This window comes from Paraburkholderia sp. UCT2 (genome assembly GCF_014397665.1).
In the GTDB taxonomy this organism is placed as follows: domain Bacteria; phylum Pseudomonadota; class Gammaproteobacteria; order Burkholderiales; family Burkholderiaceae; genus Paraburkholderia; species Paraburkholderia tuberum.
This window is the reverse complement of sequence record NZ_VZQO01000022.1, coordinates 89,208-108,931: the sequence shown is the minus strand read 5'-3', so window position 1 is coordinate 108,931 and position 19,724 is coordinate 89,208. Positions and strand designations below refer to the sequence as shown.

Here is a 19,724-nt window from a genome sequence, read left to right as displayed (position 1 = left end):
TTACGCGGGGTTTGGCCCGCTGAACCGCGGATTGCTTCGCGTCCGATGATGCTAGGGCCTGTTCACGCTAATAACGGCCAGCCCCTTGAAGGTTTTTTTAATACAGGGGAACGTGCCTTTGCGCCCGTATTGCGGCGTCGGTCGTCGCTTGTTTGGCTCGGCCAAACGGCGCTCCTCTCTCCTTGCACTACGCGCGCAAAGGCACGTTCGCAAGCCCGTTATTAGCGTGAACAGGCCCTAGCGTTGCTTTCCTGACCTTCATCTGCGACGCGCCGGGGATTACCGCGACCACGTTGAAGGAGCTGACACTGATCTCCCTCATAGCATTTAGGACGCCGCTTCGGTGTGGTCGAGCCATTGCGCGAACTCGTGTCGCAACTGCGCGATATCGAGCGGCTTGCCGAGTAGCCGTGCACCCGGAATCGCCGCCCCGATTTCCGCGCTGCGACCGTAGCCCGACACCAGCAGCACGCGTATCTCCGGCTGCACGCGCCGCACCGCGCGCGCGAGTTCGTGGCCGGACATGCCGGGCAGCGTGAGGTCGGTCAACAGTACGTCGTAGCGTTGCGTGTTCGCGAGCGGCAACGCTGCTTCCGCGCTCGCGACCGCGGTGCAGGCGAGGCCTAACGCGCCGAGCAGTTCGCCGAGCGCCTCGCGCGATTCGGTGTCGTCCTCGACGAACAGCACGCGCGCGGCTTCGTGGGCCGCACGCGGCTGGATCGGCTTGTGCGGCTTTTTCTTCGGCTCTTTGTTCGACGCTTTCCGCGGGCCCTTCGCAGTGGCGCACGTGTTGGCGCTTTCGTACGCGGCGGGCGGCACGCATGCGGCGATACGCGCTTCGCGCATCCCGGCCGCGTGGTCCGCGCGCGCGGCGCCCGCGCGTAGAACGTTACGCACCAGACGGGCAAGATCGTCGCGCCGGTACGGCTTCGACAGCAGCGTGATACCGGCGTCGAGCTTGCCGTGGTGGACGATTTCGTCGCGCGTATAGCCCGACGTGAACAGCGTAGGCAGCGGTGGCGTGCGCGCGGCCGCGCGTTGCGCGAGCTCGACGCTCTTCAGCTTGCCGGGTATCACGACGTCGGTGAACAGCAGATCGATCGGCACGTCGCTGTCGATGAATTCGAGCGCCGCGTCGCCGTTCGACGCGGTCAGCACCTTGTAGCCGAGCTGCGCGAGCATTTCGACCGCGGTTAGCCGCACGTCGGCATCGTCCTCGACGACGAGTATCGTTTCGCCGCCGCCGACCGGTGCCGCGGTGCCATCGACGGTCTCCGGCGTCTCCGCCTCGCAGCAGCGCGGAAAGAACAGCGACACCGTGGTGCCGTGTCCCACTTCGCTTTCTATCGACACATGCCCGCCGCTTTGCCGCGCGAAGCCGAACACCATGGACAGGCCAAGGCCGGTGCCGTGGCCGTCGGGTTTGGTCGTGAAGAACGGCTCGAACACGCGTTGCAGCACTTCGGGCGGCATGCCCGAGCCGGTGTCGGCAACCGAGAACTCCACGTATTCGCCGGGCGACAACTCCGGCTTGCCGCGGCAGAACGCGGCGTCGAGCGTACGGTTGGTCGCGCGCACGGTCAGCACGCCGTCGGCGCGCATCGCGTCGCGCGCATTGATCGCGAGATTGAGCAGCGCGTTTTCGAGCTGGTTGCGGTCGACCTGCACGTTCCACAGATCGTCGCTGAGCACCGTGTCGATTCGCACCGTTTCGCCGAGTGCGCGATGCAGCATCTCGCTCATGCCGGTCAGCAGGCGGCGCGGATTCAGCACGGTCGGCGACAGCGGCTGACGCCGCGCGAACGCGAGCAGATGCGCGGCGAGCTTCGCGCCGCGTTTGACGGCATCGGTCGCGGCGGATAGACGCCGCTGCGTGACCGGGTCGTCGTCGGCGTCGGCCGCGAGCATCTGCAGATTGCCGTTGATCACCTGCAGTACGTTGTTGAAGTCGTGCGCGACGCCGCCCGTCAGGCTGCCGATCGCTTCCATCTTCTGCGCCTGGCGCAGCTGTTCCTCGGCGAGCGTGCGCGCCGCGATCGAATCGGCGACGCGCTGCTCGAGCGTTTCGGTCAACTGAAGAAGCTGCTGTTCGGCGATCTTGCGATCGTGAATGTCGATCAGCACGCCCGGAAAGCGCGTCGGTTCGCCGTGTTGATCGAACTGGCAGCGGCCGTTCGCCTGTACCCACATATAGCCGCCGTCAGGCCGCCGGATGCGGTACTCGGCGCGAAACGGCTCGCCGCTGCGGATCGCTTCGGCGGTCAGGCGGTCGTTGAGCGCCTGGTCGTCGGGGTGGATCATCTGCGTCACGGCATCGCGCGCGACGCCCTTCGACGCTTTGTCGCGCGCAAACAGGAAGGTCCGCGCGAAGCGTTCGTCGCCCGTGACCTCGCCGGTGCGCACGTCGAGCACCCAGGTGCCGAGCACCGCGCCGGTGTTCAGAGCGAGCTGCAGGCGTTCGTTGGTCTCGTGCAATTCGGTTTCGGCTTGCTGGCGCATCCGCTCGGTCAGCACGCGCCCGGTGGTCTCGACGACCATCGCGAGCACACCGGCCGGCGCGCCGCTGTCGCCTGCGACAGGGCTGTAGTACAGATCCATCCACACGTCTTCCGGCTTGCCGTCGCGCAGCAGCATGAGCGCCTTGTCGCGATACGACAGCGAGCCGCCCGCGAGGCAGGTGACCATCACGTGATGGTTGAAATCGGCGACTTCGGGCCAGCCGTCTTCGACCGGACGGCCGAGCAGATACGGATGCCGCCCGCCCGCGAAGACCGCATAGGCGTCGTTGTAGATCATGAAGCCGGGCTCGCCCCACAACAGCACGAGCGGCACGGGCGAGGCGAGCATCATCTGGACCGTCGAGGTCAGACTGCGCTGCCAGTTTTCGATCGCGCCGAGGGTGGTGGCGCGCCAGTCGAATTCGCTGATGCGTCGCGCCATCTCGCCGCGCCAGCCAGCGCAGCCGCAGTCTTGTGCCGGAAAAGGCATGCAGCGCTCCACGTGAAATCACGTCGAAAATGATTGGCTCTTGACCGAAGCTTCGAGGGTTCGCGCGCGTTGCGCAGCCTCGCGAACCCCAAATATTGTAGGGCACAACGCCTTATCGTTGATGCATCGCAGACGCTATTCGGGGTTTTGCCGGGTAAGCACCTGTGTCCGAAACCGTACCAATTTGGCACCTCGTTCGATGCGCGGGCAACATTTACCGCGAGGCGCATTTGCTGCGCGGCGAAAGCGGAAGAAGCGCCCGCATTTCAGGCGTGGCTCGATACCTTCGCGTAGGGCGTGGTCGTGCCCACGGTCAGGTGCGAATCGTGCTGTCGTCCCCGATTCCTGCGCGAGCTTCGAAGTTCAACGGAACGCACCGTACGATGGCGAAGGAAAACATCACACGATATCCACTCCCCAAACCCGCCGTCGAGCTCGCGAGCAGCCACGAGGCCGGCTATCTCGAGCATGGCCGGCGCTATGCGATGGAGTGCGAACGAAAGTGAGGGCGGGGGCGACGAGGCTTGCGATTCATCGAATGCAAGCCGCGACCTCACCCAACGAGTGCGTCCGTCAGTTGGACAGCGACAGATACTGCGACGTCAACGGCACCGGCGGGAACGGCTGCAAGCCGGTCTGCTTGTTGAAGCTGTAGCGCACGTACACGGCCGCGAGCCACTCGCGATATTCATAGGCATTGCCGAGCGACGCGGTCGCCCCGACCGCGAGCTGCGGCGCGAGCTGATATTCACCGACGCCGCTGATCGAATATGACACGCCGGTCTTGCTCTGACCCGGGTAGACGGCGGTCAGACCGTTGCCGAGGGATTGCGCAGCGGCCGCCGCGTCGCCTTGCCGCGTCGAGCCGTCGTTCAGCGGGAAGTAGTTCGACGCATCCTCGCGATAATGCTGCACGCCGATCGAACCCTTCACGTCATATGTAAACAGGCCCGCGCGGCCCGACCATTCGACCGGCAGATTCAGGATCACGTACTGCTGCGGACTGAAGTAGCCGCCCTGGCCGTAAGTGAAGTACGACAGATTGCGGTTGTAGCCCATGATCGTCGTGTTCACGCCGACCGTCAGCGTCTGGTCGGCGTCTTTCAGCAGACGCGTGTAGACACCGCCGCCGCCCTTGATCGCGTTGTTGCTCGGCACGTTGGTGCCCATGTAGTGCTGATACGACGCGTTCACGTACAGGCCGCTCGTGCCGTCGTCCCAGCTGAGGCTGGCAAGCGCGCCGTTCGACGTGACGCCGCCCCATTCGAGGCCGGCGGCCGCATCGCGCGCGCCCGCGTACGACAGCAGGCTGTCCGTCACCGCGCGTCGCGCGACCGCGATCGAGTACGAGACCTTGTCGGTGATGCCGCCGTTGTATTGCGCACCACCGACGATGTTGGTCTCGCGCAAGCCGATCGGCGTCACGCCGATATCGCCGCTGATGCTGCGACTGTCATAGCCGACGGACAGGCCCACACCGCTCGCGGTCTGGCTGCCGTAGTTGTTGGTGCCGTTCTGCGCCGCCGATTTCGACGACGCGGTCGAAAGCCCCGCGCCGAAGCGCGCGAGCGTCGACGTGCTGTTCGACGCGGTGCCTGCGTCGAGCGTGACCGGGGTCGCGGTCACGACCACGTGACCGTTGCCCGCCTTGATACGCCCCTGAATCGGCGCCTCGATGTCGGTGAGCGACGACAGTCCGTCCTCGCCGACGCGATTGCGGAAGATCAGGCCGCCCGACACGGTGCTCGACTGCTCGCGATTGACCTGCGCAAGCTCCTCGGCGACGCCGAGCGTCTGCGCGTTCGCGACGTTCGACTGCGGGTTGTTCTGCGCGTTGCTGCCGGGCGGGTAGTACGGCTGCGCGTAGCCGGCCGGCGGTTGCGGAATGTACGGCTGCTGCGCGTAGTAGCCCTGGTTCGGGTAAGGCTGCGGTTGATAGGGCTGTTGGGGCGGGTACGGCTGATACGGCTGCGCGTAGCCCTGCTGCTGCTGCGGATACGGCGGCGGCGGCTGCGCGTAGACCGGCGCGGGTTGGCTCGTTTTCGCCGTGCTCTTCTTTGCGCGTTTCTGCGTGCTCGTGCGTGTCGATCCGTGCGGCAGCGGCGTCGTCGACGCGGCGTTGGCTTGCGCCTCGCGCGCGGCCGGCGACATAGGCCACGGTGTGGCCGCATAGCCGTCCTGCGCGCCGTAGGGCTGCTGCCCGTACGCCGGTTGCCCGTACGCCGGTTGCTGCGGATACGCTTGCTGCTGCGGGTAAGGCTGTGGCTGCGGATACGCTTGCTGCTGCGCATAGGGCTGCGGCTGCGCATAGCCCGCGTCGTACTGCTGCCGCGGCATCGGCTGCCCGGGCGCCTGGCCTTGTCCCGGATAAGGCTGCAACGGCGCGCCCGACTGGCTCGATCCGTTGGATTCCTGTCCGTAGCCGCCGACCTCGGCGGCGGAGCGGGGCGCTCCGTACGGTGCGGCGACCGGCGCGGGCTGTGCGGCGGGCGCGTTATAAGGCGTCGCGGCGGGCGCCGTATAGGGCGCGACATACGGCGCGGGCTGAAGGGGCGGCGGATAGTTCGGCACGGTCTGCGTCGGCGAGGAAGACTGCGTATTCGGGAACGGAAGCGCGGGACGCGCGGCATTGTCGGCGACGCCCGAAGGGACGATCGCCGTTTTGCCTTCGAACGGATTGGTGCCCGGCAACGGCGTCGCGCCGATCTGGCTCATCGCCGCTTCCCAGCCGCGCGGCACGTTGGTGCCTGCGTTGCGGGGCGCGTTCGCCGCCAGCGGCGTATTGGCCGCGACCAGCGAGCGTTGCAGATAGGTCGACGCGAGCGACAGCTTGCCCTGGGCGCGATACATGCGCCCCACGGTCGCGAGCACGCCCGGGTCGTTGGGCGCGAGGGCGAGCGCCTGGTTCGCGAGGGTTTCGGCGTAGCTGAACTGCTTCGCGCCGGCCGCAGCCGAGATCGCCGCCTGCAGCAGATTCAGATCGTCGGGGCGGCGCTGCAGCGCGACACGGAAGCTCGTGAGCGCGTTGCGGTCGTCGCCCGCGCTCGCATACATGCGGCCGAGCGCGGCCTGCAGGTCGGGGTTGTCGGGCATCGCGGCGAGCCACGGCGCGATCACTTCGTAGGCGCTCGCGAGATCGCCGCGCAGGCGTACCGCGTCGGCTTGTCGGATGACGATGCCGAGATTCAGGTTGTTGAAGTCAGTGCGCTGCTGCGGCGTCAGTTGCATGCCTTGCAACTGGCGCATCACGGCGCCGAGCTCGGCCTGCTGGTTGGCCGCGGACAGAATGCTCGCGTATTGCAGCAGCAGATCGGTGTTGCCGGGCGCCGCGCTCATCGCGCCACGCACGAGTGCGAGCGCGCGGGTCGGATCGCCGGCCTGCTGGTACGCGCCGGCGATCACGCCGATCAGCTCGGGGTTGTTGCCGGCCACCGGCTCGGCGGCGCGCAACGTCGCGATGGCCTGCTGCGTCCGGCCGTTCTTCGCCATGCGCGTCGCGAGGTCGGCCTGCCGATGCACCCACAGCCGATGCTGCAACGTCGTCATCGCATCGGTGCGCTGTGCGGGCGCAATACGGTCGAGCTGCGCGAGACCGGTCGACCAGTCCTGCGTTTCCGCCGACAGCAGCGCGCTCGCGTACAGCGCATCGGTCATGTCCGGATGCGTGGCGAGCAGACCGTCCATCATGCTGCGCGCATTCGCGACCGCGCCCTGGCGCACGTAGATGCGCGCGAGGTCGAGCCGCAGCCACGGATCGTCGGGCTTGTTCAGCAGCGCGTCTTCGAACAGGCTGCGCGCGCTGCCGAGATCGCCGCGCGCTTCGGCCGCGCGCGCCTGCGCTGCCTGCGCGTCGCCGCGCAAACGGTCGATGCCGCCGACCTTCGCCCGTTGCTGCGCGTTCAGCTGATTGGCGAACCGCAGCGCCTCGTCGGCACGGCCCTGCGCGGCGAGCGCGCCGACGAGGCCGCGAATCGCGTCCGGGTTGTCGGCCTGGCGGCGCAGTGCCATCCGGTATGCCTGCTCGGCGCCGGCCGGGTCGCCGGTCGTGAGCAGCATTTCACCGAGCTGCACCTGGGCGGTCACGTCGGACGGATTCAGCGCGATCGCGCGCTCGAACAGTGCCTTCGCCTTCGCAAACTCGCCATTGCTGCGCGCGCCGATCGCTTCGCTCGTGTAGGTCCAGTAGGTCGCGCTGTCGAGCGCGGTTTTCCAGCGCGCCGGATTCGGTCCGCGCGAGGCACGCTCGAGGTAGTTGCGCGCCTCGGCGAAACGCTCCTGCTTCAGCGCGGCGATGCCCATGCCGCCGAGCGCGTCGGTGTCGTTAGGACTGTTCGCGAGTACCGACGAGAACCTGGCGCGCGCGCTCACGAGGTCGTCGCGGTCGAGCGCGGCGAAGCCGTCGGCGATCACGCGGCCGCGCGCGTCGGCGGCGGCGTTTTCCTGCGCGCGGGCGCGCGCCGCGCTGTCCTGCCGCACCATCGATTCGAAGCGCGCCTTCACGGCGGCATCTTCACCGGCGGTCTGGAAGTACGATTCGTACAGCGCGGCGTCCGAGGGCCGCGCGTCGAGCCACAGCAGCGCCTGGCGCCAGCTCTTTTTCGCCGCCGCGCCGACCGAGGTGTCGCCGGCGAGCTTTTGCAGCCGCGCGATACCGTCGCGCCGCGTGACGTCGCGATAGGTCAGATGCTGCGCGTACGCGAGTGCGAAGCGCGGGTCGTTGGGGTTGTCGTGGGCGAGCTGTTCGAGGCCGCGGCGTGCTTCGTCCCAGCCCTGCGGCGTCGCCGACAGCGCCTGGTAATACTCGAGCTGCAACTGGGGCGTGGCGGGCTTGCCGGCCAGCGCGCGCTGATACTCCTGCGCCGCGCTCGCGCTCTGACCGGCTTGCGCGAGCCGGCGCGCCTCGCTGATGGTCTGGTCGCGCGGGCTCGTTTCGCCGAGGCGGCGGCCGAGCTCATCGAGATTCGGATAATTCGGCGCGACCGCCTTCAGCCGCGCGAGGTACTGCTGCGCGCCGGCGCCGTCCTTCCGGTCGGCCAGCACCATGCCCATGCCGAACAGGGCGTCGGGCTGCTTCGGATCGATGCTGAGCACCTTCTGCCAGGCCTGCTCGGCGAGGTCGCCGCGCTGATGCGACTGCCAGTACTTGCCCTGATCGATCAGCACGGTCAGCGGATCTTTGCTCGCCTGCGCGAGCGCATCGGGGGCGGCCGCGGCCGCGCACAAGACCGCGCCGGCGGACAGCGCGATATGCAGCGCGATATGCAGCGACCCGGCGAGGGCGTTCAATCGCATGCGGTCCTCCAGGCGGGCACGAGACCGCCGGCTTCATCGAAGCGATAGCGGCCATCGATGAAACCCGTGCCGAACAGACCCAACACACGATCGTAGTACACCGGCTCACGGCCCGGAACGTTGGCGTCGAGCGCGGCGAGCCGCGTGCGCGCGAGGCCGAGTCCGTGCTCGTCGCCCAGCGTCTTGAAGTATGGCGCGAGCGCGCCCCAATAGCTGAGCGGGCCTTCGCCGCTCGACGCGCCGGTGGTCGACGACACCTTCTCCGGCGGGAAGCCGTTCTGCGCGACCTTCGCGAGCATGCCGCCGAGCGCGCCGAGCCACGGCTTCGCGAGCGGATCGGCGGGCGAAGCGAGGCCGGCCCACAGATAGACGCGGATCGCATCGTAGCTGCCGACGTCGCCGTTCTTCGGATCGACGACGAACCGACCGTTCTGCCACGCCGCCCAGTCAGGCGCGAAGCCTTGCGGCGACACGGTTTTGACGAACTGATAAGCGTTGTCGGCGAGCTTGGCCCACGGGCCGTCCGGCACCTCGTGCGCGAGCGCGCGCAACACCGGCAGCGGCAGATAGCTCGGATTCAGACGCGTGACGTTGCCGTTCCTGAAGCCCTGCGCCCCCGGCAGCAGCATCGGCCCGAGGCCAGATAGATTCGCGACTTCGTCGCGCGCGATGCGCTCGGCGAGTGCCTGGCCCAGTTGCGTGTAGGCGGGGTTGTGCCACAGGCGGCCGGCCTGCAGCAGATCGTAGGCGATCCACAGGTCGGAATCCGATGCCGAATTCGGATCGAGCACGCCGTACGAGCCGTCCGGCTTCTTGCCCCATTGCCATGCGGGCAGCCGCAGGTTCTGGACGTCGAACTGGTTGCCCGCGAGATTCGCGCGGGTCCAGCCGAGCAGCTTGTCGAAGGTCGCGCGGTCGTTGGCGACCAGCGCGAAAAAGAGCGCGTAGGACTGGCCTTCCGAGGTGGTCTGCTGGGCCGGCGTCGAGTAATCGATCACGCGGCCGTCGGCCTGGACGAAGCGTTGCACGAAGCTTTGCCAGGCGACCCAGTCGCCGCATGCAGCGCCGTTCTGCGCGGCCTGAGCGGCGCCGCTCAAACCCGCCAGAGTGGCCGACGCCGTCATGCCGATACCGAGCGCCAGCGCAAAAGAGGTTCTTCTGTTGATCCGAAACCGCATTCGAGTCATATCCGTTCCATCAGTCCTTCAGCCGACGCGCGGCGATCGCGCGAAGCGTCCGGTAGCACAAGGCCGCGATGATCAGCGCGGCGAGCACGCCGCCGAGCAACAGCAGCAGCGGATGCGACGACAGTGCCCAGCGCAGATACTCCTGCGGCGACAGACGGCCCACGTAGTATGCGGTGCCGTTCGACGTGATGGTGACGGCGCGGCCATGGATCACGGCCATCGCGCCTTGAATCTTCGGCAGCACGTCGGCGTCGAGCAGCGCGGCGGACAGATCGGCATCCGACGGGCCGGCCGCGCTGATCAGCGCAACCGCGCTGCGGCCTCGCTGCAGCGGCGACTCGAAGCCGGTTAGGAGCGCCGCGCCGTTCGAGCTGACCATCGTCAGATCGGCACGCGCGGGCGTGCGCTCGACGCCGCGCTCGCCGTGCCACCAGTCCCGCAGCTTGAACACGAGGTCGGTGAGCTGGAACGTGTGCGCGGCGCCGTCGCTGGAGAACGGCATCGACTTCGACCAGCGCTGCAACAGCGGCTGCTTGCCAGGCGCGCCGAACACCAGCAGGTCCTTGTCGGCGAGGCGGTCGACGTCGGCCGCATGAGCGACGGTCACGCCGGAGACCGGATAGCCGGTCGATTCGCCCATCCGGCCCATCGTCAGCAGATACAGGCTGTAGTCGCTCGCGTCCGGGTCGTCCGGCAGCACGACGGCGGTCTCGGAGAGGTCCGCCATCCGCGTGAACGGAAAGCCGCTGTTGGCGAACGCGGCCAGATCGGGCAGCGCCATGTAGTGCGGGAACGACGACAGGTCGATCGTCGAGTTCGGATCGATCGCGCCGACCACGTTCTGCAGCAGGCGGCCCGCGCATTCGCCGGTGTTCGGGATGTCGTAGTAGAAGTGCAGCCGCAGCTGTGTGCGCGGCGTCATCAGCAGCGGCGGGATGCGGATGTTGCGGCGCGCGTCGGCGGTGCCGTCGGGCATGATGAGGTTGAAGTAGCGGCTCAGGTCGAACACCGACACAGGGCGCGCCGGAATCGGCAGCGCCTGCACGAAGCCGTTGTTCACGCTGATGTTCAGCGACGAGCGGTCGCGCGCCGGCCGCACCGTGTAGCGGTAGCGCAGATCGATCGGCACGCCGCGCGTGTGCCACATGAACAGATCGGGCGGCACCCGCATGTTGATGCGCACCGCGTCGGCGTCGTAGCCGAACACGGTCAGGTCTTTCGGATCGGCTAGCTCGCCGAAGCGCACCGCGCGGTCGGTCGGCAGCCAGTTCGGCGCGTCGTACGGCACGCGCGGCGTAATTTCGTTCAGCGACGTGATCGTGGCGCTCGCGCCGGACAGCGCGCTATGGCCGATCCCGAGCGACTTCGCGGCGGTCTTCAGCTCGGCCTCGTTGCGGCCGAGCACGAGCAGCAGCTTGCCGCGCGCGTTCGCGTCGCGCTCGACCACCGCGATGGTCGGCCCGGTGATCTCGGGAATCGTCACGCCGGCCGGATGCTGGTCGCTGGTCGCGAACACGACCGCGTTGCCCGACAGCGGCGCGTTGTCGAGCTGGGTGGGAAACACCGCGCCGCGGTAGCCGGCGAGCGAGCCGAACCACGACGCGACGATGCCGGCGGCTTCGAGCGTGCCGTTGCCCGGCTTCTGCGCGAGCACGAACGGCAGCTCGAGGCGGCGCACGTCGCGGCGGTCGAAAAACGGCTGCGGCAGCGCGGCCAGCTCCGCTTTCGTCGCGAGTGACGAGTAGGTCAGGTCGAGCGAGCTCGCGTTGCTGATCGTCGCCCACAGCGACGAGTTCGCGGGGTCTTCGCAGGCCGTCGTGTAGTGGCCGATCAGCTGCAGGTTCAGGTGGTTGAAGTCGGTGATGAAGCGCGGATCGATCGTGATCTCGCGCGCGACCAGCATGCCGGCCTGCTCGTGCGGCAGCGGCAGGGTCGCCGCGACTTCGCCGTTGACCAGCACCTTCAGCTGCGACAGGTTCGCCAACAGCGCGGGCGAATAACTGTAGATCAGATGCAGCGTCGCGCCGGTCACGACCTCGTCGCCGCGCACCGAGAACACGATGCCGTTCTGTCCGTCGACGCCGCGCAATTGCAGCGGGTCGAGCGCGCCGAAGTCGGCGAACGTCAGCGTCTGGCGGCGGCCTCCGGGCACCAGCGTGCCGGGCTCGGCGGTGGTCGGCGTGCGCATGCCGAGCGCCTTCACCGACGCCGCCGCGAGCGCGGGCGTCGGCGTGGCGAGCTGGCCCTGGGCGATCGCGTTCGGATCGAACGGCACCGCCGCGCTCGGCGCGGGCACGTTGCCGACACCGGTCGCGACTTGCGGGGTTGGCGGCGCGCCGGCGGGTGCCGCCGCGTCCGACGCCGGTTTGGCTTCGGCGGCGGCAGGGGTGGCCGCTTCAGCGAGCGGCACGAACGACGCCAGCGCGGTCTGCAGCGCGAGCCAGCAGGCGACGCCGCGCATGATTCGCCGCGAGTGTCGCAAGCCGTGACAAGCAAACAGGCGCGATTGGGGTCCAATGCTGTTGCGCCCGTGTGCCGGGCGTTCGATATGGTCCGTGGCCATCCGGTAGCCCATAGATCAGTCTTTCGTTTTTAGCTTCTTGACGTCCGCGGGACGGCTTTTGATCGAACTGCGCAAGTCGTCGTACAGATGTTCGAACAGCCCCGCGATGCCGCGCACGCCGACCTTCAGCACGTGCGACAGACCGCGCAGCGGTGTGTCCGTCTCACGTCCCTCGGCCCAGCCGGTCCACGCGTCCGCGCGCGCGAAGGTGGTTTTGACGAACTCGTACTCCTGTTCGCGCGACATCGACGAAAAGCGCAGCCCCACGCGTCCCGGCCCGGTAAAACTGACGGTGGCGGGGAACGCGTACTCTTCGTCGCCGCGGAACAGCGACACGGTCACGCGCTCCTGCATCGGCACTTCGATGGTGCTGGGCAGCGCGATGCCGACGCCGCCTTCCGAGTAGTCGATCGTTTCGCACGCGAGCGTGCGGCCGGTCGAGAACTTCAGCATCACCGGCATCTTCATCGCGACGCGCGGCACCGCGCGGATCTGGCGGCGCTCGCTCGCGGCGGCCACGCTCGCGCCGAGGATCAGCATGTTGTAGCTGGTCCACGCGAGATTGAGCAGTGTGGTCTCGACGATGCTGCGCACGTGCCAGTTCATGTAGATGTGCACGAGACCCGCGAGGAAGCCGAGCAGGTTCAGCAGCAGCAGGAACAGATACGGTCGCGAGATCGACCAGTCGAAGTAGCTCTTCTCGATCACGCCGCCCTTGGCCGTCACGTTGAACTTGCCGAGCTTCGGGTTGATCAGCGCGAGCAGCGTCGGCGCGGTGATGTACGACGCCAGCACCGACTCGTACACCTCGGCCCAGAACGAATGGCGGAACATGCGCTGCATCCGCGAGTTGGTGATGCTCGCGTGCATCATGTGCGGCAGCGCGTAGATCGCGATCGTGCTGGCCGCCGCCTCGATCACATGCGCGCCGAAGAACAGATACGACAGCGGCGCGGTCAGGAACACGAGACGCGGCACGCCGTAGAAGAAGTGCATCATCGCGTTCAGGTAACACAGCCGCTGGCCGATCTTCAGCCCCTTGCCGGTGAGCGGATTGTCGATGCGGAAGATCTGCGTCATGCCGCGCGCCCAGCGGATGCGCTGGCCGATGTGGCCCGACAGGCTTTCGGTCGCGAGGCCGGCGGCCTGCGGAATCGCCAGATACGCGGTGGTGTAGCCGAGGCGGTGCAGCTTCAGCGCGGTGTGCGCGTCCTCGGTGACGGTCTCCACCGCGATGCCGCCGATCTCGTCGACCATGCTCCGGCGCAGCAGCGCGCACGAGCCGCAGAAGAACGTCGCGTTCCACAGATCGTTGCCGTCCTGCACGAGGCCGTAGAACAGCTCGCCTTCGTTCGGCACCTTGCGGAAAGTGCCGAGGTTGCGCTCGAACGGGTCGGCGGAGAAGAAGTGGTGCGGCGTTTGCAGCATCGACAGCAGCTTGTCGCGCAGGAACCAGCCGAGGCCGATCTGCAGGAACGAGCGGGTCGGGATGTGATCGCAGTCGAAGATCGCGAGGTACTCGCCGCTCGTGATCTTCAGCGCCTCGTTGATGTTGCCGGCCTTCGCGTGGCGATTGTGCGTGCGGATCGTCCAGTTCACGCCGACTTCCTCGCAGAACGCCTTGAACTCGGCGCGGCGGCCGTCGTCGAGCACGTGGATCGACATCTTGTCGACCGGGTAGTCGAGCGCGAGCGCCGCGTAGACGGTCGGCTTCACGACGGCGAGCGGCTCGTTGTAGGTCGGGATGAACACGTCGACGGTCGGCCATTCGTCGCGATTGGCGGGCAGCGGCATTGGCTTGCGCTTGAGCGGCCACGCGGTCTGGAAGTAGCCGAGCATCAGCACGATCGTCGCGTAGAGCTCGGCGGACACGAGCAGCAGACCCCAGGTGGCGTCGAGCGGATGCTCCCAGTACGTCGTTTCGGTCAGCCGCCAGTACATGTAGCGGCCCGACGCGACGATCGACAGCATGATCATCACCATCGTCGCGTAGCGGCCGGGCCGACGGCGAAACAGCAGCGCGAGCACGAAGCACAGGGTCGCGAAGGTCAGCTGCTGATAGAACTCGAGCGGCACCGTGAACACGAAGTACAGCATGTACAGCGCGAGCATCGTGACGAGCCCGGTGACGATGCGGCTGTTCCAGAAGCTTGCGTCGATGAAGCGTTGGAACCGCGACGGCTCGCCGCCCTCGGGCTCGCGCGAGGAGGCTGGACTGCTCATGCGACGTTCCTTGGCTGGGCGGCGATCGCGTCGAGCGCCACCATGAGCCAGGCGGCGCACGCACGGAAATCGGCGGCGGCCTGGCTCAGCGGATCGTAATGGATCAGCGTGGTGTCGCAGGCGAGCGCTTCGCTGACGCCTTCGTCGAGATGGATCACGCCGGGGAACACCTTGCCGGCGAGCATCTGACGCAGCACCTTCAGCACGTCCTTGGTCAACTGGCGGGATTGGTCGATCTGGTTGATCACGTAGCCGACGCCGCCGAAGTCCGCGCGCGGCGCCGCGTAGGTTTCGATCAGCCGCTCCATCTGCGGGATCGCCGCGTACGACGCGGCGTCGGCGAGCACGATGTTCAACGCGAAGGTGGCCGCGCTCAGCGCGGTTCGCACGTAGGTCGACGAGCCGGGCGGCGTATCGACGATCACGATGTCGGACGCATCGAGCCGCAGGTGCTGCAGCGTCTGCGTGAGCCATTGCGGATGCTGGTCGATATGCGCCTCGAGGCGGCGGCGGTCGTCCTCCAGCAGCGCGCCGTACGGCAGCACGGTCACGCCGTCGATACCGTCGAACATCACCGTTTGCCAGGGGTTGCCCGACAGAGTCGCGCGCGACAGGCCGTCGATGCTGTCGAGCGGCACGCCGAAGTGCAGCCGCAGGGCGTTCTGAGGATCGAGATCGAGTGCAATCACACGCCGGCCGCTGTTGGCGAGCACGGAGGCGAGATTGGCGGCGAGGGTGGTCTTGCCGACCCCCCCTTTGGCGGACACCACGGCAATGACTTTCATGAGCGACGCGGACCGTTGGTGAGCCACGAGGCGAAGCCGCCGCGCGCGGTGCCGGCGGGTGCTTGCGTGCCTTGGGCGGACGTGCCGCGCAGACGGTCGAACACCGAGTTCAGCGACGCGGCCGCGGCCGCTTGCGGCGGCGCGCTCGGGGTTTGCGCTGCAAACATCTTGCCGAGGATCGACGGCGGTTGGGCCGGTTGCGCGGGTTGGGCCGTATAGGTGGGTTGCGGCGCTGGTGGCGGTGGCATCGACGATGCCGGTGCCGGGCTCGCGCTGCCATCAGCGGGCGCGGCGGGCGCGGCGGGGCGTGTCCTGTCTGGCGCGACAGGCGCAATCGTTTGCGCGGCCGCCTCGTCGAGTTCGTCGGCCGTGCGGAAGCGTGACGCGCCGCTCGGCGCCGCGGGCTGGGCTGCGGCCACAGGTACCGGTGGAATGTCACGCCGGTGCGGGCGCGTGAACAGCGGTGCCTTCGCGCGCGTCACGGATGCCATGTCCTTCGGTGTCGTGTCCTCGTGGACGGCGGCCCGTGGCGCCACGCTTTTCGGCGGCTGTGGTTTCGCGTCGCGAAGCTGGCCGATTGCCGGAATGACCGGTTGCGTCAGATCGAGCGTCACGAGCAGCGGCCAACGAGTGCGCGCGGTGCGCGCGTCGTTCTCGCGGCCGATCTCCTGGTACGCGTTGGCGTCGCCGCCAAATTGCTCGAACAGTTTTTCGATGTCGCTCGATGAACTCATGATGCCGTCGTCTGTTACATACCGTGCATGGCCCCAAACCGACTGCTCGGGGTGCTGTCTATTTGAACTGCCTTTCCTGCTTCTGCGTGGCGGCTGTATCGCCGTCGCACGCTCGTTCGCACGTACGCGTGCAGAACCGCTGGTGCTCAGGCGGGGTGACGGCCGAGGCGGAATTCGAGCGAGCTGTCCTCGCCGAACGCGCTCGTCTGCACGACCGACAAACCCTGCGCGCCCAACGCGCTCAACCACGTCTGATAGGCGCCTTCGAGAAATGCCGGCGTCCAGGCGAGCGCCGATTCGCCGAAGGCGGGCAGCGGCGCGCAATAGTGAATGATGCGCAGCGACTCCGCCTCATCGGCGAGCGCGACGTAACCCCAATCCATCTGATGCCAGTAAGAATTCAACACCTGCTCGAGCTCGGCCGTCGATGCGCAGGCGGGCAGCGGATACGCGAGCGCGAAACGGCTGCCGACGCGATGCATCAGCTGGCGCAGCTCGTCGTGTCCGATTTGCGCTTCGAACTCGCTCGCCAGCGCGCTCAGCATGCCGCGCCATTGCGGCGAGATTTGGCGTTCGAGCAGATAGTTGAGAATTGGGACCATGTTTTCCGGAAGTGGTCGCGGCCCGTTGCACATCGCGAACGTGACAGCCATTGAGCATCGGAGTCGTTCGGCAATCGGGCGCCGATTACGTCATTTCTGCCGGGTTGTCTAGGGTGCCCGGCACACATCATGAGAAGTCTACTTAAGACACAGGCTTTTAGCCACTTTCCATTGCTCGGCTTATATGTTAATAAACGCGCACTCGATACACATGAATTGCGTAATTTTTGCTGCTTAAAAGAAATTGAAAGGTTAATCTTCGCCTGGCGCGCGAAAAGGCTTGCGGAACCATATGTGTATTAGCCGGCAATCCGGCCTGCTTTGAGCTTTAGTCTTTTAATCATGCATTGGCGGATGGTGAGTCGCGCGAAAGATCGGCGCGGCGTTCGATTCAAATAATTTGCAATGCTCAATCTACTCACTATTCTGCTGGTCACGATTCTGGCGGACGCAATGGCGATGGCCGTGCGGTGTCAACTACTGGATCGCCGCCAACGCGCTCGCGGCCGTGGCCCGCTTATGTGGGGCTGCTGTTCGTGCTGATCGGCATGGTCTACTGGACCTTCGTCGCGCCGAACTTCAATGCGCGCGTCGCGCTGATGTCCGCCCATCACGCGAGCCTCTATGGGGTGCTCGGGCTGCTGATGCTGACCGGACCCCGGCCAACCGGCCGCGCTACAGCTTCTACTTTCTCGCGACAGCGGCGCTGCTGCTGTGCCTCGGCCACACGACGCGCGGCGCCATGTACGGCTTGCGCAGATGATGGCGCGCGCCGACCGTGCGTTGTACGCGGCGAAAGCTGCGGGGCGCGATCGGGTGATGGCGGCGTAGCGCGGCCCGGCCGGTGGCCGGATCGCCGGATCGCACTGTGGGAAGCAGCACGACTTTCAAGCACGCAGGCGCCGAATTTATACGTCGTGTTACGTTAGCCATAAATGTTTATCGAACGTTTGCCGATAACTATTGGCGGAGTGACCGGAAACCCTGATCAGCCATCTATGTCTGCCATCCCAACGCAGCACCTGCCCGAGCCAAGCATGCGTGAGCGCTTTCACCGGCGCTCGCTCGACCATCAGCGGCCGCTTTCCCTCGTGACGATGGGCTTCACGGTGGTTGCGTTCCTGTGCATGGTAACGGCGCGCGAACTGGTCGGCGCACCGGCCGGGCCGCTCGCGTACCGGCTGCTGTGCGCGCTCCTGCTCGCGCTGCTGGTGCTGGCGATCCCGCGCGCGAAGTCGACGGCGCTGTTCGGCGCGATCGGCGTCGCGTACGAACTGGTGCTGATCGCCGGGCTCGTGCTGAATGCGAAGGGCCTCGCGCATCCGTTGCCGTGGCTATTGCCCGCATTCGTGGTGATACCGATCTGCGCGGCGCCGCTATGGCTCACGCCCGCGCATTTCGTCACCGGCAGCGTGGTGTTCTACGCGGCGGCCATCGCGCTGCTGCGCGGCAAAGCACATGCGCCCGAGGTCGAGGCGGCCGTGTGGACGTGGGTCATCGCGATCGGTGCGCCGACGGCGGTGGTATTCCATTTCGGCTTCTACCGTTTCCGGCGCAATCACTTTCTGCTCGAGAGCCAGCTCGCGCAACTCGCGGCGACCGATCCGCTGACCGGCCTGCAAAATCGTCGCTCGTTCGTCAAGCACGCGGAGGGACGCCTCGAGACGCTGGCGCCAGGGGCGCAGATCAGCGCGATCTTTCTCGACATCGACAGCTTCAAGTCGCTCAACGACCGCTTCGGTCATGCGGTCGGCGACCATGCGCTGTTCCAGGTCGCGCAGGTGCTGAAGGACGCGGTTGCGCTCTACCCAAGCGTGAGCCGCATCGGCGGCGAGGAATTCGCGCTGCTGCTCGACGATGATCTCACCGGCGCGCTGCAGATCGCCGAGCGGCTGCGCCTCGACATCGCCGCGATCGAACGGCCGGACGGCCATCTGACCGCGAGCTTCGGCGTCGCCGAGCATCGGCGCGGCGAAAGCTTCATGATGCTGCTCGATCGCGCCGACGAAGCGTTGCTGCGCGCGAAGCAGACGGGCCGCAACCGTGTCTGCGCGGCGCGCGCGCTGCCGTTCGACGCGCTGCAGTCACCGTTCGGCGACCCGAGCGCCAACGCGGCGCGTTACCGCTGGGAAGACTTCTATCTGATCTCGCACTTTCAGCCGCTCTACAGCCTATCGCATCAGAAGCAGGTCGGCTTCGAGGCGCTGCTGCGCGGAGAGCATGACGACGGCACGCTGGTGCCGCCGGTCGTGATGTTCGCGCCGAAGCCGTCGAGCGACGAAGGCGCGCTCGACCGCGCGAGCCACGCGGTGCATCTCGGCAACGCGCGTCGCGCGCTGCCCGGCGACGCGTGGCTGTTCCTGAACATCCTGCCGTCCACCTTCGTCGCCGAAGGCTACGCCGACCAGTTGACGAAGATCGTGCGCGTCGCAGGGCTCGAACCCGAGCGCGTGATTCTGGAGATTCTCGAATCGCATGGCGGCAGCGTCGACGAGATGTCGCGCGCGGCGGCGCGCTATCGCCAGCACGGCTTCCTGATCGCAGTCGACGACTTCGGCGCGGGCCAGTCGAATCTCGACCGGCTGCTGCGGATCCGGCCGGACCTCGTCAAGCTCGACGGCGAGCTGATTCGCGCGACCACGTACGGCACGCAGCAGCCGATCCTGCCGAAACTCGTGTCGCTGCTGCACCAGGCGGGGATGCTGGTGGTCGTCGAAGGCGTCGAGACGGCCGACGAGCTGATTCTCGCGGTCGAGTCGAATGTCGATTTCGCGCAGGGCTATCTGCTAGGGCGGCCCGCGGCAGAGATCGCGCCGCCCGAGTCGGTGCATCGCCAGATCGACGATGCGTTCGACGTGATCGCGCAGGGCCGTGCGCATCAGCATGCGTTGTTCGAATCCGAAATGGAGCCGTACCGGCTCGAACTGCGGCGCGCGGCCGACGGCTTGCGCGCCGGCGCCATGATGGACGACGCGTTCGCGCTGCTCGCCACCTTCGGGCGTTGCATCAGCTGTTTCATCCTCGACGACACCGGCCGCCAGATCGGTCACGAGGTGCGTGGGCCGGCGTGGTGCGAGGACGCCGCGTCGCTGCAGCCGGTCGCGAATCCGCGCGATGCGCGCTGGGATCATCGGCCGTACTTCCGCAATGCGGTGCTGCTGCCCGGCGAGGCGGTCACCAGTAATCCTTATCTGTCGCTCGCGAGCGGGCGGCCGTGCATCGCAGTGACACTTGCCGTGCAGCTGGCGAGCGGGCGCTGTGTGATGGGGGTCGAGCTAGATTGGTCGGCGCGAGGCTTGCCTTGGCCGGCGGGCGAGTAGGGGAAGTGAAAGGCTTTCGCTTCAAAGGCT

General features: G+C 67.1%; 9 protein-coding genes. 1 reads left to right on the top strand and 8 read right to left on the bottom strand.

Features of this window, described 5'->3' with window-relative positions; all coding sequences use genetic code 11:
• Positions 1 to 327 precede the first annotated feature (327 nt).
• From F6X39_RS19710 to bcsD, 8 genes are all read right to left on the bottom strand, one after another.
• A complete protein-coding gene (locus F6X39_RS19710) occupies positions 328 to 2,988 on the bottom strand; it encodes a response regulator (protein WP_187617801.1) in 2,661 nt (886 codons plus the stop codon).
• 573 nt (positions 2,989 to 3,561) lie between these two features.
• On the bottom strand, positions 3,562 to 8,280 hold the full coding sequence (locus F6X39_RS19705) for a cellulose synthase subunit BcsC-related outer membrane protein (RefSeq protein WP_187617800.1): 4,719 nt from the start codon (positions 8,278 to 8,280) through the stop codon (positions 3,562 to 3,564).
• Complete coding sequence (gene bcsZ, locus F6X39_RS19700; protein ID WP_187617799.1) at positions 8,271 to 9,458, bottom strand: cellulose synthase complex periplasmic endoglucanase BcsZ; 1,188 nt, start codon at positions 9,456 to 9,458, stop codon at positions 8,271 to 8,273. The genes F6X39_RS19705 and bcsZ overlap by 10 nt, the downstream gene beginning before the upstream one ends.
• 19 nt (positions 9,459 to 9,477) lie before the next feature.
• On the bottom strand, positions 9,478 to 12,042 hold the full coding sequence (bcsB, locus tag F6X39_RS19695) for a cellulose biosynthesis cyclic di-GMP-binding regulatory protein BcsB (protein WP_187617798.1): 2,565 nt from the start codon (positions 12,040 to 12,042) through the stop codon (positions 9,478 to 9,480).
• A gap of 3 nt (positions 12,043 to 12,045) precedes the next feature.
• Positions 12,046 to 14,253, bottom strand: coding sequence for a UDP-forming cellulose synthase catalytic subunit (bcsA, locus tag F6X39_RS19690; protein ID WP_187617797.1), 2,208 nt, complete (start codon positions 14,251 to 14,253; stop codon positions 12,046 to 12,048).
• The gene (gene bcsQ / locus F6X39_RS19685) at positions 14,250 to 15,038 is read right to left on the bottom strand and encodes a cellulose biosynthesis protein BcsQ (RefSeq protein ID WP_187617796.1); all 789 of its coding nucleotides are present in this window, start codon (positions 15,036 to 15,038) and stop codon (positions 14,250 to 14,252) included. The genes bcsA and bcsQ overlap by 4 nt, the downstream gene beginning before the upstream one ends.
• Positions 15,035 to 15,772, bottom strand: a complete 738-nt coding sequence (bcsP, locus tag F6X39_RS19680) for a cellulose biosynthesis protein BcsP (protein WP_187617795.1) — start codon at positions 15,770 to 15,772, stop codon at positions 15,035 to 15,037. The genes bcsQ and bcsP overlap by 4 nt, the downstream gene beginning before the upstream one ends.
• A 146-nt stretch (positions 15,773 to 15,918) precedes the next feature.
• Complete coding sequence (bcsD, locus tag F6X39_RS19675) at positions 15,919 to 16,374, bottom strand: cellulose biosynthesis protein BcsD (protein ID WP_090806351.1); 456 nt, start codon at positions 16,372 to 16,374, stop codon at positions 15,919 to 15,921.
• 998 nt (positions 16,375 to 17,372) lie between these two features.
• On the opposite strand from bcsD, the gene F6X39_RS19670 reads away from it, so the two are divergent.
• Positions 17,373 to 19,694: a bifunctional diguanylate cyclase/phosphodiesterase gene (locus F6X39_RS19670; RefSeq protein ID WP_187617794.1), complete on the top strand. Its 2,322-nt coding sequence runs from the start codon at positions 17,373 to 17,375 to the stop codon at positions 19,692 to 19,694.
• Positions 19,695 to 19,724 lie beyond the last annotated feature (30 nt).

Coding starts and splice junctions, on each gene's coding strand:
- F6X39_RS19710 (WP_187617801.1), bottom strand. CDS start 2,988: ATGCCTTTTCCGGCACAAGACTGCGGCTGCGCTGGCTGGCGCGGCGAG.
- F6X39_RS19705 (WP_187617800.1), bottom strand. CDS start 8,280: ATGCGATTGAACGCCCTCGCCGGGTCGCTGCATATCGCGCTGCATATC.
- bcsZ (WP_187617799.1), bottom strand. CDS start 9,458: ATGCGGTTTCGGATCAACAGAAGAACCTCTTTTGCGCTGGCGCTCGGT.
- bcsB (WP_187617798.1), bottom strand. CDS start 12,042: ATGGGCTACCGGATGGCCACGGACCATATCGAACGCCCGGCACACGGG.
- bcsA (WP_187617797.1), bottom strand. CDS start 14,253: ATGAGCAGTCCAGCCTCCTCGCGCGAGCCCGAGGGCGGCGAGCCGTCG.
- bcsQ (WP_187617796.1), bottom strand. CDS start 15,038: ATGAAAGTCATTGCCGTGGTGTCCGCCAAAGGGGGGGTCGGCAAGACC.
- bcsP (WP_187617795.1), bottom strand. CDS start 15,772: ATGAGTTCATCGAGCGACATCGAAAAACTGTTCGAGCAATTTGGCGGC.
- bcsD (WP_090806351.1), bottom strand. CDS start 16,374: ATGGTCCCAATTCTCAACTATCTGCTCGAACGCCAAATCTCGCCGCAA.
- F6X39_RS19670 (WP_187617794.1), top strand. CDS start 17,373: ATGTCTGCCATCCCAACGCAGCACCTGCCCGAGCCAAGCATGCGTGAG.